At 65.2% G+C, this 15,064-nt stretch carries 11 protein-coding genes; 3 read left to right on the forward strand and 8 right to left on the reverse strand.

Annotation, left to right across the window (positions count from 1 at the left end; all coding sequences use genetic code 11):
• Positions 1 to 68: 68 nt before the first annotated feature.
• Positions 69 to 1,013 carry a LysR family transcriptional regulator gene (locus tag MB84_RS15790; protein ID WP_046292459.1) on the reverse strand — a complete coding sequence of 315 codons (945 nt, stop codon included), beginning with the start codon at positions 1,011 to 1,013 and terminating at the stop codon, positions 69 to 71.
• 169 nt (positions 1,014 to 1,182) lie between these two features.
• Here MB84_RS15790 and MB84_RS15795 point away from each other — a divergent pair, with 169 nt between their 5' ends.
• Both MB84_RS15795 and MB84_RS15800 read left to right on the forward strand, forming a co-directional pair.
• On the forward strand, positions 1,183 to 1,605 hold the full coding sequence (locus MB84_RS15795; RefSeq protein ID WP_157122750.1) for a VOC family protein: 423 nt from the start codon (positions 1,183 to 1,185) through the stop codon (positions 1,603 to 1,605).
• A gap of 119 nt (positions 1,606 to 1,724) precedes the next feature.
• Positions 1,725 to 2,429 (forward strand): fumarylacetoacetate hydrolase family protein, encoded by a 705-nt coding sequence (locus tag MB84_RS15800; protein ID WP_046292461.1) that lies wholly within the window; start codon positions 1,725 to 1,727, stop codon positions 2,427 to 2,429.
• Between the two features lie 663 nt (positions 2,430 to 3,092).
• Here MB84_RS15800 and glpK read toward each other — a convergent pair.
• From glpK to MB84_RS15820, 4 genes are all read right to left on the reverse strand, one after another.
• Complete coding sequence (glpK, locus tag MB84_RS15805; protein WP_046292462.1) at positions 3,093 to 4,595, reverse strand: glycerol kinase GlpK; 1,503 nt, start codon at positions 4,593 to 4,595, stop codon at positions 3,093 to 3,095.
• A 93-nt stretch (positions 4,596 to 4,688) separates the two neighbouring features.
• Complete coding sequence (gene glpD / locus MB84_RS15810) at positions 4,689 to 6,239, reverse strand: glycerol-3-phosphate dehydrogenase (protein WP_046292463.1); 1,551 nt, start codon at positions 6,237 to 6,239, stop codon at positions 4,689 to 4,691.
• Between the two features lie 206 nt (positions 6,240 to 6,445).
• Positions 6,446 to 7,288, reverse strand: coding sequence for a DeoR/GlpR family DNA-binding transcription regulator (locus MB84_RS15815; protein WP_157122751.1), 843 nt, complete (start codon positions 7,286 to 7,288; stop codon positions 6,446 to 6,448).
• Positions 7,289 to 7,401: 113 nt separating this feature from the next.
• Positions 7,402 to 7,905, reverse strand: a complete 504-nt coding sequence (locus MB84_RS15820; RefSeq protein WP_046292464.1) for a hypothetical protein — start codon at positions 7,903 to 7,905, stop codon at positions 7,402 to 7,404.
• 500 nt (positions 7,906 to 8,405) lie between these two features.
• Here MB84_RS15820 and MB84_RS15825 point away from each other — a divergent pair, with 500 nt between their 5' ends.
• On the forward strand, positions 8,406 to 9,557 hold the full coding sequence (locus MB84_RS15825) for a glycerate kinase (RefSeq protein ID WP_046292465.1): 1,152 nt from the start codon (positions 8,406 to 8,408) through the stop codon (positions 9,555 to 9,557).
• 166 nt (positions 9,558 to 9,723) lie between these two features.
• On the opposite strand, the gene MB84_RS15830 is transcribed toward MB84_RS15825, so the two are convergent.
• From MB84_RS15830 to acnD, 3 genes are read right to left on the reverse strand one after another with little or no spacing between them, the layout of a single operon-like run.
• A complete protein-coding gene (locus tag MB84_RS15830; RefSeq protein ID WP_046292466.1) occupies positions 9,724 to 11,181 on the reverse strand; it encodes a bifunctional 2-methylcitrate dehydratase/aconitate hydratase in 1,458 nt (485 codons plus the stop codon).
• Positions 11,182 to 11,230: 49 nt separating this feature from the next.
• A complete protein-coding gene (prpF, locus tag MB84_RS15835) occupies positions 11,231 to 12,427 on the reverse strand; it encodes a 2-methylaconitate cis-trans isomerase PrpF (protein WP_046292467.1) in 1,197 nt (398 codons plus the stop codon).
• An 11-nt stretch (positions 12,428 to 12,438) separates the two neighbouring features.
• The gene (gene acnD, locus MB84_RS15840) at positions 12,439 to 15,039 is read right to left on the reverse strand and encodes a Fe/S-dependent 2-methylisocitrate dehydratase AcnD (protein WP_046292468.1); all 2,601 of its coding nucleotides are present in this window, start codon (positions 15,037 to 15,039) and stop codon (positions 12,439 to 12,441) included.
• Positions 15,040 to 15,064: the final 25 nt, after the last annotated feature.

A 15,064-nucleotide genomic window follows, 5' to 3' on the forward strand; every position in this document is an offset into this window, starting at 1 on the left:
GCGCTGCTGGCCGGTTGTGGCAACCGTGGCCCCGAGCCGTGGCAAGCCTATGTCGAAGGTGAGTTCGTCTACGTCGCCTCCTCGCTGAGGCATTTCATCAGGGCATTGACCGGCGCGCGCTTGAGCGCCGATTGACGCGCCAGAACCCCAAGCTCTCGCGTGAGCGGCGCGCCCGACAGCGGCAGCACCTGAACGCCCATGCCGCCGGACTTGCCCGACCTGCCCAACTTACTCAACTTGCCCGGCTTCGGCGCCGTGCGCGCCACATCGGCATCGACCGGCAAACCGATGAGTGTCGCGGGCACGATGGCCCAGCCCAGCCCCGCGCGCACCATGCGCAGGATGACTTCCGGTTCGTCCAGCTCCACGCCTTCGCGGACCCAGAGCCGATGCCGTCGCAGATACCGCTCGACGAGATCGCCGCCGTATGAGCGCCGGTTGTAGCGCACGAACGGCAGCGTCGTGCTCCAGTCGGCGACGGTCCCGCGCGTGCCTTTCGGCGCAATGGCCACATACGGCTCGTGCATCAGCGTGAGCCACTTCATGTCGACGGGCACACCGATGCGCGGACGAATCATCACGGCCAGATCCAGTTCCCGGGCATCGAGTTGAGCCAGCAGTTGCACCGACATGCCCGGCACGATGTTCAGATGGGGCATGGCCCCGAGCGCCATCCACCGTTGCACCGCGCCCGGCAGCAGCCCCAACTGCACGGTCAGAATCGCACCGACGGTGATCGGGGCGAGCGCCGCCTGACCGCCAAACGCGCTCGCCTCGCCGCGCATGGACTGGTAGCCCGCAATCACGCCCTGCGCCTGCGAGAGCAGACGGCGGCCATCGTCGGAGAGCGACACGGCGCGCCCGGTGCGCTCGAAGAGCTGCACGCCAAGGTCGTCCTCCAAACGCTGGATCTGCGCACTGACTGCCGACTGTGTCAGTCCGAGGCGCGCACCTGCGGCGGAGAACGACGCGGTTTCGGCTGCCGTGACGAAGGTTTTGAGATAGCGGATCATTAATCGGAAATTTTGTGGCTGAGCGGTCGAATTATTCGTTTCTTATTATTTTTATCGATGGATAGAATTTACCGGAAATCGGCGCGTGCAGGTGACGCGCCATGACGCGGGACGTCGCACCGAAAAACCGCCCCCCCCCCGAATTTAACCCCACATTGCACCGGAGACTCTGATGGCCACACCGCTGTTCCATCTCGCCTTTCCCGTCCACGATCTCGACGCCGCCCGCCAGTTCTACGGCAACGTGATGGGCTGTGCCGAAGGCCGCAGCTCGGACCACTGGATCGACTTCGATTTCTTCGGCCATCAACTGGTCGCACACCTCTCGCCCGACGAGGCTGGCAAGCGCATCACGAACCCGGTCGACGGCGACGAAGTCCCCGTCCCGCATTTCGGCGTTATCCTTGACATGCCCGCGTGGCATGCACTGGCCGAGCGCCTGCGCGCCGCCAGCACCCGCTTCGTGATCGAGCCGCATATCCGCTTCGCGGGGCAGGTCGGCGAACAGGCGACATTGTTCTTCTACGACCCGTCGGGCAACGCATTGGAGTTCAAGGCGTTCGCGGATATGTCGCAGGTCTTCGCCAAGTGATTTGAAAACGGCGCGAAGTGGTTGAATTTCCCACGTCGTCCGGCCCTTGATAGCCGGACGGTGTTTGTTGTTCTGTGTTTGTCGTTGGTATTCGTCTCATATCAGTCGAGAGTCTTCTCATGAGCCAATTCGTTATTTCGGCCCCGCCTCAGGCGTCGGTCGCTGTTGCTGGCAGCGATGCCCGTTTTCCCGTGCGCCGCGTGTTCTGCGTTGGCCGTAACTACGCCGCGCATGCCCGCGAAATGGGCAGTAATCCGGATCGCGAGCCGCCGTTCTTCTTCATGAAGCCGGCCGACGCCGTGGTCGCCGCCGAGGGTACCCTGCCTTACCCGCCGCTCACCAGTGAGTTGCACCACGAGATCGAACTGGTGGTCGCCATCGGTGCGGACGGGGAGAACGTGGATGCAGGCGACGCGCTGTCGTTGGTGTGGGGTTATGGCGTGGGTGTGGATCTGACGCGTCGCGATCTGCAACAGCAGGCGAAGGACACGCGCCGTCCGTGGGACTGGGGCAAAGCGTTCGACGCCTCGGCACCGTGCGGCCCGCTGCACGCCGTGGACGACGTCGGCCATCCGAGCGAAGGCCGTGTGTGGCTCGACGTGAACGGGGAAAACCGTCAGACCGGCGATCTCAACGAACTGATCTGGTCGGTGCCCGACCTGATCGCCGAGATTTCGCGCAGCGTGAAGCTTGTCGCCGGCGATCTGATCTTCACGGGCACGCCCGCTGGCGTCGGCCCGCTGGAACCGGGCGACAAGGTGAGCGCCGGTGTGGCCGGTGTCGGTGAAATCGCGTTCACCGTCGGCCAGAAGCCGACCACCTGAGGGCACAACGAGCCTTACCTCCGACGGCAAGGATATCCACAGCAACTGTTGATAACCCTTTGCATAAGTGCCATGCCGGCGGCGCAATCGCCCGCCGGCATTGGCTGTCAAGTGCATTGCCTAAATTGCCGTCAGACGCGTCATGTATTTTTCATCCTCGCCCGTACGTTCGTCCTCGTTCATTCCTGAAACGTTTTTCGCTGCATAGCGGTAAATCCCCCGTTTCATTCGCCAAACTCCCCTGTGGATTCAACGGGTTGCATGCGTTGGCACGGTTCTCGCATTTAGGAAGAGGCAAGCCGTCCGCCCTCGGGGAAGTCTCTTCGCCTGGCCGACCGCCTCGGGAATCAAGCCATGCACGCCACATGGCCCCGGCACGCCCGATGCCTATCCCCTCGCCGGGAGCGCCCCGGGTGCGGACGGATTGCACCAGTGACCGTCGTACGAAAAGACGGACCGTGCGTCGGGAGCATTCGGGGAGACGATCATGCAAATGCGCCGCACCGGGCCTTGCGCCCTAAGTCCCTGCGTCAGGTCGCTCGCGCCTGCGAGTCCGGCCAAATCGGCCCGACGTCATCCCCGCGAACGATGTGCGAGTTGGCGGCACCGTCGGCATGACGCCGCGGGGGACCGCCGTCATGTCGCGCCCGGACGGGCGATGCGTTAAGACGCTTCCGCCCAGACCTTCGCCGCCCGCACGGCGCGCTGCCATCCGGCCACCGCGCGTGTGACATCGTCCTCGGACAACTTGCGCGAAAAGCGTCGCTGCAATTGCCATTGACGTTGCAGCGTGTCGATGTCGGGCCAATATCCCACTGCGAGTCCCGCAAGGTACGCCGCGCCCGCTGCCGTCGTCTCGATCACCTTGGGACGCACCACGTCCGCGCCGAGCAAATCGGCCTGCCATTGCATCAGCAGATCGTTGGCCGCGGCGCCGCCGTCCACGCGCAATTCCGAAACATGCAGACCCGCATCGGCTTCCATCGCGCGCAACACGTCGAGCGTCTGGAACGCGATGCTGTCCAGCGCGGCACGCGCCACGTGTGCGGCAGTCGTGCCCCGCGTCGCGCCGAACAGCGTGCCGCGTGCGCGCGGCTGCCAGTGCGGTGCGCCGAGTCCGGCGAACGCGGGCACAAGCACGACGCCGTCAGCATCGGGCACGCTGGTGGCGAGCGCTTCGACATCGCGCGAATGACGGATGATGCCCAGCCCGTCGCGCAGCCATTGCACCACCGCGCCGCCGATGAAAATGCTGCCCTCCAGCGCGTAGTCCACCCGGTTGCCGATCTTCCAGGCGACCGTCGTCAGCAGGTTATGGCTCGACGCCTGCGGCTTGTCACCGGTGTTCATCACCATGAAGCAGCCGGTGCCGTAGGTGTTCTTCACCATGCCCGGCGACAGACACATCTGCCCGAACAGCGCCGCCTGCTGATCGCCCGCGATGCCCGCAATCGGCACGGGTGCGGAGAACAACGGTGTGGCCGTGTGCCCATAGACTTCGCTCGACGAACGGACTTCGGGCAGCATGCTGCGCGGCACGTCGAGCAGCGCCAGCAGTTCGTCGTCCCATTCGAGCGCGTGGATGTTGAAGAGCATCGTACGCGACGCATTCGACACGTCGGTCACGTGCAGCTTGCCACCGGTCAGATGCCACACGAGCCAGCTATCGACGGTGCCGAACGCAAGATGCCCCGCGTCGGCCGCTTCGCGCGCGCCGTCGACGTTATCGAGAATCCAGCGGATTTTGCTGCCGGAGAAGTAGGAATCGATGCGAAGACCGGTGCGTTGCGCGACGAGCGCCTCCTTGCCTTGCGCACGCAATGCGTCGCAGAAGACGGCCGTGCGGCGATCCTGCCAGACGATGGCGTTGTACACCGGCTCGCCCGTGCGACGATCCCACACGATGGTCGTCTCGCGCTGGTTCGTGATGCCGATGGCCGCGACGTCGCCGCCACCGACGCCCGCGTGTGTGAGCGCTTCGGCGGCGACGCCAGCCTGCGTCGCCCAGATTTCACGCGGATCGTGCTCGACCCAGCCCGGATGCGGGTAGATCTGACGGAACTCCTTCTGCGCGGTCGCGACAACGTGACCGTCGCGATCGAACAGCAGCGCTCGCGAGCTCGTCGTGCCCTGATCGAACGCGAGGATGTAGGCGCCTCCTGCCATTGCATTCGTCTCCTTGATGCGGCTTTTTTTAGTCTTGCTGTGCGATATAGCGGTATTGCGATGTAGCGGTATTGCGATGACGTCCCGATGCGCTCAGGCGGCCATTTCCAGATGCCGGGCAAACCACTGCTCGACGCTGGCTTCCCCGTCCTTGCCGACATGCAACCCGAGCTTCGTACGACGCCACAGGACGTCCTGCGCGGTGCGCGCCCACTCGTACTGCACCAGATAGCGCAATTCGGCTTCATAGAGATCGCCGCAGATGCGGGTGCCGAGGCCGTCGAGCGAGTTCGCGTCGCCGACCAGCACATGCGTGCGCGTGCCGTAGGTGTGCGCGTAGCGTTGAGCCAGCGACGGCGGCAACCAGGGCATCTGCGCGCGCAGCGAGGTCTCGAAAACGCCTGCGTCGGGCTCGGCCATATCGCCGCCCGGCAGCGGTGCGCCCGCCGTCCAGTCGCCATGCGTGAAGCCCAGCGCACCATGCAGATGCGACATCGCCTCTTGCGCAAGACGCCGGTACGTCGTGATCTTGCCGCCGAATACGGAGAGCAGCGGCGCGCGCGTGCCGGGCGCGTCGAGTTCGAGCTTGTAATCGCGCGTGACCGCCGACGGATTCGACACCTCCTCCTCCATCAGCGGACGCACGCCCGCATACGTCCACACAACGTCGGTGGGCACGATCGGCCGGGTGAAGTATTCGCTGGCGGACTTGCAGAGGTAAGCGATCTCGTCTTCGTTGATCTCGACCTTCGCCGGGTCGCCGAGGTACTCCAGATCGGTCGTGCCGATCAGCGTGAAATCGCGCTCGTACGGAATGGCGAAGATGATGCGCTTATCGGGGTTTTGGAAGATGTAGGCGTGGTCGTGATCGAACAGCTTGCGCGTCACGATATGGCTGCCCTTGACGTTGCGGATGCGGTGCGTTGCCGGCTGACGCAGCACGTCGCCCAGCAGATGACCGACCCACGGCCCCGCAGCATTGACGATGGCGCGCGCCCGCACGGTCTGACGCTCGCCGGAGGTCGACTCCAGTTGCGCTGTCCACGAGTGCTCGCCACGCTCTGCACTGGCCAGACGTGTGCGCGTGAGGATCGTCGCGCCGCGCTCTGCGGCATCCTGCGCGTTGAGCACGACCAGTCGTGCGTCCTGCACCCAGCCGTCCGAGTAGACGAAACCGCGCGTCAGGTCCTGACGCAACGGCGCGCCCGCCGGATGCTGGCGCAGATCGATGCTGCGCGAGCCGGGCAGAATTTCGCGACGCGCCAGATGATCGTAAAGAAACAGCCCCGCGCGGATCATCCAGGCCGGACGCAGGTTCGGCATGTGCGGCATGACAAAGCGCAGCGGCCACATGATGTGAGGGGCCGCGCGCAACAACACTTCGCGCTCTTGCAACGCTTTGCGCACCAGTCCGAATTCGTAGTACTCGAGATAGCGCAGACCGCCGTGGATCAGCTTGGTGCTCGCCGACGAGGTGTGCGACGCCAGATCGTCCTGCTCGACGAGCATCACGCGCAGCCCGCGACCGGCGGCGTCTCGCGCGATGCCGGTGCCATTGATGCCACCGCCCACGACCAGCAAATCGTAGGGGGCAGAAGTCGGAGCGGGGGCCGAGGGGGCCGAGGGGGCCGAGCCCTTGTCCATTGGCGTTTGAGCGGGTGTCTGCACGTCATCACTCCCAGCGATGGGGGGTCAAATCAGGGAAAGTTCGAAAATGTTCGCATTGATGCAATGCAATGCAATGCAATGTTCGTTTTCGAACATCAACATTCGAATTCTAACAGATCACGCGTCATGAGTTTCGAATTCGCACATTTCGATGGGCCAGACGTGCGAATTCGCGTCAGCGATCAATCCGCGACGTGAACCCGCGTGCCCGCCTCGGCAATCACGGCGTCCATGCTTGGAGGCACAGGACGGTCCGTGAACAGCGCATCGATCTGCGACAGATGCCCCAACCGCACCAGCGCCGGACGTCCGAACTTACTGTGATCGGCCGCCAGAAACACGGTGCGCGACTGCGCGATGATGGCTTCGGCCACACGCACTTCGCGGTAATCGAAGTCACGCAGCGTGCCGTCGGCATCGATGGCGGAGATACCGACGATGCCGAAGTCGACCTTGAACTGGCGGATGAAATCGAGCGTGGCCTCGCCGGTCACCCCCTGATCCCGGGCACGCACCACCCCGCCGGTGACGATGACTTCGGCGTCGGCATAGCCGCTCATCATGGCCGCCACGTGCAGGTTGTTCGTAATGACGCGCAACCCCCGGTGACGCGACAACGCCCGCGCCACGGCTTCTGTCGTGGTGCCCAGATTGATGAAGAGGGAGGCGTGATCGGGGATTTGCTCGGCGAGGCGCACCGCGATGCGGCGCTTTTCGTCGGCGAGTTGCGTCTGTCGTGCGTCGTATGCTTCGTTCTCCGCGCCGCCGGGCAAGCCGACACCGCCGTGATAGCGACGCACCCATTTGCGCTCGGCAAGGAAATTGATGTCGCGCCGGATGGTTTGCGGGGTGACGTCGAAGCGGGCGGCGAGTTCGTCGACCGTGAGAAAGCCGTCGCGGCGCACGGCGTCGAAAAGCGCCTGCTGACGCGGGTTCAGCGACGCCTGACCGGCATCGCCGGTTGCGCCAGCCGCGATCGGACCTTCGGAGACATCGACGGATTCGGCGGATTCGGTATGAGACATCGGCACGCACGCAGAGAAAAACCATCGCGCAGCCCGGCTGGCTGCGCGTTCGCCGTCATGATACCCCGTCGTTGTATGACACCACCGTGACCGGCGTGTGTCCGGTCATGCCCTCAAAGGCACTGACGCACGGCGTCGGCGAGCGATTGCGGGCCGGTCGAGCCGAGATAGAGCGAGCCTTCGCTGCCCGGCTTGCGCGGTGCAAGGTCGAGGATGGCGAGAATGCCGTCGTCGTTCGACGAGAGTTCGAGGGTCTGGCCCGTGCCCGCCTTCACGCGTTGCAGACGCGCGTAAGGCAGTTGCTTCTTCCACAACCGGGCCGTGCAGGCGCTCACGCGCGCAAAAGCCTTCTTCGACGATCCCTGCCAGACGGCGCCGTTGCCCCGCGCGTCGTCGATGGTGTCGCGGTACGCGGGCAAGGTCTCGACTTTGACGTTCTCCGGGGCCACATCGGCGACGCTGCCCACGGGCGGATCGTCAGGCGCGGCGACGGGAGGCGTTTGTGCGCACCCGGCGAGCAACACAGCGAATGTCAGGCCCGCCGCGGCGAGCGCGGTTGCCACACGGCGCTTCGCCCCGCGCGCCCTGTCGGAATTGGTGTTGATGCCCCGGTCCATTGCCCCGCTCCACACATGCTGGTATCTGATCCGGCGCGCGATTGTGCGGTGGCCTGCGGACATCTTGATGCATCCGTGCGAAGCCATCGCGCGCGCCGTCTTGGTTTTGTTGGTCGACCCGTCGTCCCGAATACCGTCGGATCGCGATCTCCAGGTCGACTGGCCCGGCACGTACCCGCACAGGTCCCGGACATCGATTGCACGGGCCTTGCAGCCTTTCGGGCGACGTACCGCCAGTTGGCGCTCATCTTACTCGCGTTATTCATAGCATGGCAATTCGCGCAATGCGCGCTGGCCCGAATCGCGTATATTGCTGGTTTCTGTCACACTCGCCGCACCGCCTCGCGCCCCATCCGGCAGCGAGTCAGCGTGTGCTCTGCCCCCGGTCTGCGGATATCTCACCGCCGCGCCGGAACGCCATAAGCGATAACAACAAGCGCACAGCGAGCACGCGTGACGCCAGCCAACCCGTTCCACTTTTTGCGACTGTCCCGATTTCCATGTCCAGCAATGCGCAAGCCCCGATCATCGTCATCGCCCCCGATTCGTTCAAAGGTTCGCTAAGCGCGCCTGAAGTGGCGCAAGCCATCGCCGCAGGCATCGCACGCGTGCTGCCGCAGGCCGATCTGCGCTTGCGCCCGATGGCCGACGGTGGCGAGGGTACGCTCGACGCCCTGCTCTCGGCAGGCGGGCGGCGCGTGCCGTTGTCCGTGCGTGGCGCGGGCAAGGCGTCGGTGACGGCCGAGTACGGGGTCATGCCCGACGGTACGGGCGTGCTGGAAAGCGCCAACGTCGTGAGCATCACCGACCCGGTCGGCATGCAGACGCCGGTGGCCGAACGCTCGACGGTCGGCCTTGGCGAGTTGCTGCGTGCCCTGCTCGACACCGGTGCGCGCCGTGTGCTGATCGGTCTGGGCGGCAGCAGCACGAACGATGGCGGTGCGGGCCTGCTTGTCGGCCTCGGCGCGCGTTTGCTCGACGAAGCCGGTGAAGAAGTGCAACCGGTCCCGGCAGCGCTGCATCGCGTGGCGTCGATCGATCTGAACGGGCTCGATGCGCGTCTGAAGGATTGCGAACTGGTGGCCATGTCGGACGTCAACAATCCGCTCAACGGTCAACAAGGTGCGACGGCGATTTTCGGCCCGCAGAAGGGCGTGAGCGAAGCACAGGTCGAACCGCTCGACCGCGCCATCGCGCACTTCGCCGGGCACGCACACCGCGCATTCAACGCCAGCGAAGCCGCCAGCCGCGCGGGCGCCGGCGCAGCGGGCGGTCTTGGCTTCGCACTGCATCTGCTGGGCGCGCAGTTCCGCTCGGGCGCAGAAGTGGTGGCCGAGCGCGTGGGGCTGCCGCAAGCGGTGGAAGGCGCAGACTGGCTGATCACCGGCGAAGGCCGCAGCGACGCTCAGACGCTGTCGGGCAAGACACCGATGATCGCGGCACAGGTCGCCATCAAGGCGGGCGCGACGGCGTCGCTGCTCTCAGGGGCCATCGACCGCACGGCGCTGGAGAGTCTGTCGCGCGTCTTCTCCGGCTGCTTCTCGCTGACGTTCGGTCCGACCTCGCTGGAGAAGGCCATTGCCGACGCCGCGGGTCTGCTGACCGACAGCGCCGAACAGATGGCGCGGCTGCGCTATACGCATAAGGTTTGAGCGCGCATCGTCGCGCACGGCTTGCGCCACCTGATACGACGACACCCGCACGAAGCCCACACCGAGCATCGCCGCCGAGATCGCCGCTTCGGCGGTATTCACCGCGAGTCCGGCAAAAGAGGCGGATCGAACGTTGGACGCATAGTGTGAGCGTGCCACGCCACGCTCACACCATCAGGTCCACAAATTCGTGGACGGGCATGGTTTCGAGCCGTTGCCGATCCAGCGCCACCTCGAGAATGCGCGCCTGGGCCCGCGTGGCGAAGCGGCGCGCCAGATTCGTTCTGAACTTGTCCACCAGCAACGGGATGCCTTCGTCGCGACGTCGTCGATGCCCGATCGGGTACTCCACAAGCACTTCGTCGATCACCGTGCCGTCGTTGAGCGTGACGCTCAGGCCGTTGGCAATCGAGCGCTTGTCGGGATCGTGATAGTCGCGGGTGAATTGGGGATCCTCCTCGCACACGATGCGCGCGCGCAAAGCGTCGATGCGCGGGTCGGCCGCCACGTCGTCTTCGTAGTCGGCGGCCGTCAGCCGTCCGAACAGCAGCGGCACGACCACCATGTACTGGATGCAGTGATCGCGGTCCGCCGGATTGGCGAGCGGCCCCTGCTTGTCGATGATGCGAATCGCCGCTGCATGCGTGCGAATCTTCACCGACTCGATGTCCTGCGCGCTGCGCCCCATTGCCAGCAACTGACGATGCAGCGTCATCGCCGCCTCCGCAGCCGTTTGCGCGTGAAACTCGGCCGGAAACGAAATCTTGAATAGCACGTTCTCCATCACATACGACCCGTAAGGCCGCTGGAACGCGAACGGCTTGCCTTTGAAAAGCACGTCGTAAAAGCCCCACGTCTTTGCCGTGAGCACCGACGGATAGCCCATCTCGCCGGTGCGCGCCATGAGCGCGAGACGCACCGCACGGCTCGTGGCATCGCCTGCCGCCCACGACTTGCGACTGCCGGTATTCGGCGCATGACGATACGTGCGCAGGCTCTGCCCATCGACGAACGCCAGCGAGAGCGCAGCGATCAGTTCGTCGCGCGACAGGCCCAGCATCTCGCCGACGACCGCCGTCGACGCCACTTTGACCAGCACCACGTGATCGAGCCCGACCTGATTGAACGAGTTCTCCAGGGCGAGACATCCCTGAATTTCGTGCGCCTTGATCATCGCCGCGAGCACATGACGCATCGTCAGCGGCGGCTGCCCCTGCGCCACGGCCGTGCGCGAGAGCCAGTCGGCGGTCATCAGAATGCCGCCGAGGTTATCCGACGGATGCCCCCACTCGGCCGCCAGCCACGTGTCGTTAAAGTCGAGCCAGCGAATCATCGCCCCAAGATTGAAGGCGGCCTGTACCGGATCGAGTTGATAGGGGGTGCCGGGTACCTTCGCGCCGTTGGGCACGACCGTGCCCGGCACGATGGGACCGAGCAGTTTGGTACACGCTGGATAGGAGAGCGCTTCGAAGCCGCACCCAAGCGTGTCGATGAGACAGTTGCGTGCGGTGTCGAAGGCGAGATCGCTGCGGATCTCGTAGGTCAGGACGTAGTCGGCAATGTCCGTCAGGACCTTGTCGGGCGAGGGACGCACATTCGCAACGGTCGAAGCACCTGCGGACATTGACGACCTCCTGTGAGGTGAGACGGTTCGGTACCGGCCCCGCGTCCGGTCAGAAGGCATCTCCCGGAATGCGCACCCAGCCTTCCATCAGCACGCGCGCGCTACGGCTCATGATGGCCTTCGTGACCGTCCATTCGCCGCCTTCCCGATTGGCTTCCGCCCCGACGCGCAATGTGCCGGACGGATGACCGAAGCGTACAGCGTTACGCTCGCCGCCGCCCGCCGCCAGATTCACGAGCGTGCCCGGAATCGACGCCGCCGCGCCGATACACACGGCCGCCGTGCCCATCATCGCATGATGCAGCTTGCCCATCGACATCGCGCGCACGAGCAGATCGACATCTACGGCATTCACCGCCTTGCCGCTCGACGCCGTGTAGCCCGCCGGTTTCGCCACGAACGCGACCTTCGGCGTGTGCTGACGCGTCGCCGCCTCCGACACCTCCTTGATCAGCCCCATGCGGATCGCGCCATGTGCGCGAATCGTCTCGAACATGGCAAGCGCTTTCGGATCGCTGTTGATGGCGTCCTGCAACTCGGTGCCCTTGTAACCGATCTCCTCGGCATTCAGGAAGATGGTCGGGATGCCCGCATTGATCATCGTCGCCTTGAACGTGCCCACGCCGGGGACCTCGAGATCGTCGACGAGATTGCCTGTCGGGAACATGGCGCCACCGCCCCCGTCACCCTCTTCTTCGGCGGCCGGATCGAGAAATTCGAGCTGCACTTCGGCCGCCGGGAACGTCACACCGTCGAGTTCGAAGTCGCCCGTTTCCTGCACCGCACCGTCCGTCATCGGCACATGCGCGACGATTGTCTTGCCGATGTTGGCCTGCCAGATGCGAACGACGGCCACGCCATCGCGCGGCACGCGCGCCGGGTCCACCAGTCCGCCGCTGATCGCGAACGGGCCGACAGCCGCCGACAGATTGCCGCAGTTGCCGCTCCAGTCGACGAACTTCTGGTCGATGGAGACTTGCCCGAACAGGTAGTCCACATCGTGCCCCGGTCGCTCGCTCTTCGCGATGATGACCGTCTTGCTGGTGCTCGACGTTGCACCGCCCATACCGTCGATCTGCTTGCCGTACGGGTCCGGGCTGCCGATCACGCGCATGAGCAACGCGTCGCGGGCCGCACCGGGCGTCTGCGCGGCGACGGGCAGGTCCTGCAAACGGAAGAAAACGCCCTTGCTCGTGCCGCCACGCATGTACGTGGCGGGAATGCGAATTTGTGGCTGATGCGCCATCCCATCTCTCCTCAGGCGGCGGCCTGCGACGATTCCAGAAAGTCCTGCGCGAAGCGCTGGAGCACCCCGCCCGCCTCGTAGATCGAGACTTCTTCGGCGGTATCGAGACGGCACGTCACCGGCACCTCGACGCGCTCACCGTTCTTGCGGTGGATGACCAGCGTCAAGTCGGCGCGCGGCGTGCGCTCGCCGATCACGTCGAACGTCTCGCTGCCGTCGATACCGAGCGTCTTGCGGTTCGTGCCCGGCTTGAACTCCAGCGGCAACACGCCCATACCGACGAGGTTGGTCCGGTGAATGCGCTCGAAGCCTTCGGCGACGATGGCTTCGGTGCCCGCCAGACGCACGCCCTTCGCCGCCCAGTCGCGCGACGACCCCTGACCGTAGTCGGCCCCGGCAATCACGATGAGCGGCTGCTTGCGCGCCATGTACGTCTCGATGGCCTCCCACATGCGCGTCACGCGGCCTTCCGGCTCGATGCGTGCGAGCGACCCTGCTTTGACCTGTCCGTCGACCACGACCATCTCGTTCCTGAGCGTCGGGTTGGCGAACGTGGCGCGCTGCGCCGTGAGGTGATCGCCGCGGTGCGTGGCGTACGAGTTGAAGTCCTCTTCCGGCAGGCCCATCTTCGCGAGGTACTCGCCTGCTGCGCTGTCGGCCATGATCGCGTTCGACGGCGAGAGGTGATCCGTCGTGATGTTGTCGCCCAGCACGGCCAGCGCGCGCATGCCGCGCAGGGTACGCTCACCGGCGAGCGCGCCTTCCCAATACGGGGGACGCCGAATGTACGTGCTCATCTCGCGCCAGTCGTAAAGCGGCTCGGCGCGCTCCCCGTGGTCCACCGAAGCGGCAAACATCGGCTCGTACACACGGCGGAACTGCTCCGGCTTGACGCTGCTCGCGATAATGGCGTCGATCTCTTCGTCGCTCGGCCAGAGGTCGGCGAGTCTGATGGGCTTGCCGTCGGCCGTCACGCCGAGCACGTCCTTCTCGATATCGAAGCGGATGGTCCCGGCAATGGCGTATGCCACCACCAGCGGCGGCGAGGCGAGAAATGCCTGCTTCGCATACGGGTGGATGCGGCCGTCGAAGTTGCGGTTGCCCGAGAGGACAGCCGTCGCGTACAGGTCACGCTCGACGACTTCCTTCTGGATCACCGGATCGAGCGCCCCCGACATGCCGTTGCACGACGTGCACGCGTAAGCGACCACGCCGAAGCCGAGCGCCTCCAGTTCCGGCAGTAGACCCGCCGCTTCCAGATACAGCGTGACGGCCTTGGAGCCGGGCGCCAGCGAACTCTTGACCCACGGCTTGCGCACGAGACCTGCCCGGTTGGCGTTACGCGCGAACAAGCCCGCCGCGATCATGTTGCGCGGGTTGTTGGTGTTCGTGCAGCTCGTGATAGCGGCGATGATGACCGCGCCGTCCGGCATCAGACCCGGCGCGTTCTCCACCGTGCCGCTGATGCCGCGTGCGGCGAGTTCGCTCGTCGGCACACGCTTGTGCGGGTTCGAGGGACCGGCGATGTTGCGTACCACGCTCGACAGATCGAACGTCAGTACGCGCTCGTACTCGGCCTTCGTCAGCGTGTCGGCCCACAGACCGGTTTGCTTCGCGTAGGTCTCGACGAGCGCGACGAGCGCGTCGTCGCGGCCGGTGAGCTTCAGGTATTTGATGGTTTGCGTGTCGATGTAGAACATCGCCGCCGTCGCACCGAACTCCGGCGCCATGTTCGAGATCGTCGCGCGGTCGCCCAGCGTGAGGTTTGCAGCGCCCTCGCCGTAGAACTCCAGATATGCGGACACAACCTTTTCCTTACGCAGGAACTCGGTCAGCGCGAGCACGATGTCGGTGGCGGTAATGCCCGGCTGCGGCTTGCCCGTCAGTTTCACACCGACGATGTCCGGCAAGCGCATCCACGACGCGCGTCCGAGCATCACGCTCTCCGCTTCCAGCCCGCCCACGCCAATGGCGATCACGCCCAGCGCATCGACCATCGGCGTGTGTGAATCGGTGCCGACGAGCGTATCGGGATAGGCCACACCCTCCGCCACCTGAATCACCGGGCTCATGCGCTCCAGATTGATCTGGTGCAGGATGCCGTTGCCCGGCGGAATCACGTCGACGTTGCGAAACGCCTTCTTCGTCCAGTTGATGAAATCGAAGCGGTCTTCGTTACGGCGATCTTCGATGGCGCGGTTCTTCGCGAACGCATCGGGGTCGAAGCCGCCGCACTCGACAGCCAGCGAGTGATCGACCACCAGTTGGGTCGGCACCACCGGGTTGACCAGCGCCGGGTCGCCGCCTTGCGCAGCAATGGCGTCGCGTAGACCGGCGAGGTCGACGAGCGCCGTCTGACCGAGAATGTCGTGGCACACCACACGGGCGGGGAACCACGGGAAATCGAGGTCGCGACGTCGTTCGATCAGTTGCTTGAGCGAGTCGGTCAGCGCCGCCGGATCGCAGCGCCGCACGAGGTTCTCGGCCAGCACGCGCGAGGTGTACGGCAGCGTGTCGTACGCGCCCGGGGCAATGGCCTCGACGGCAGCACGGGCGTCGAAGTAATCGAGCGACGTCCCGGGCAGGGATTTACGGTATTCGGTGTTCATCATGTGGGGAAGGTGTCGGCGCTGGACA

This window comes from Pandoraea oxalativorans (assembly GCF_000972785.3).
Taxonomy (GTDB): Bacteria; Pseudomonadota; Gammaproteobacteria; order Burkholderiales; family Burkholderiaceae; genus Pandoraea; species Pandoraea oxalativorans.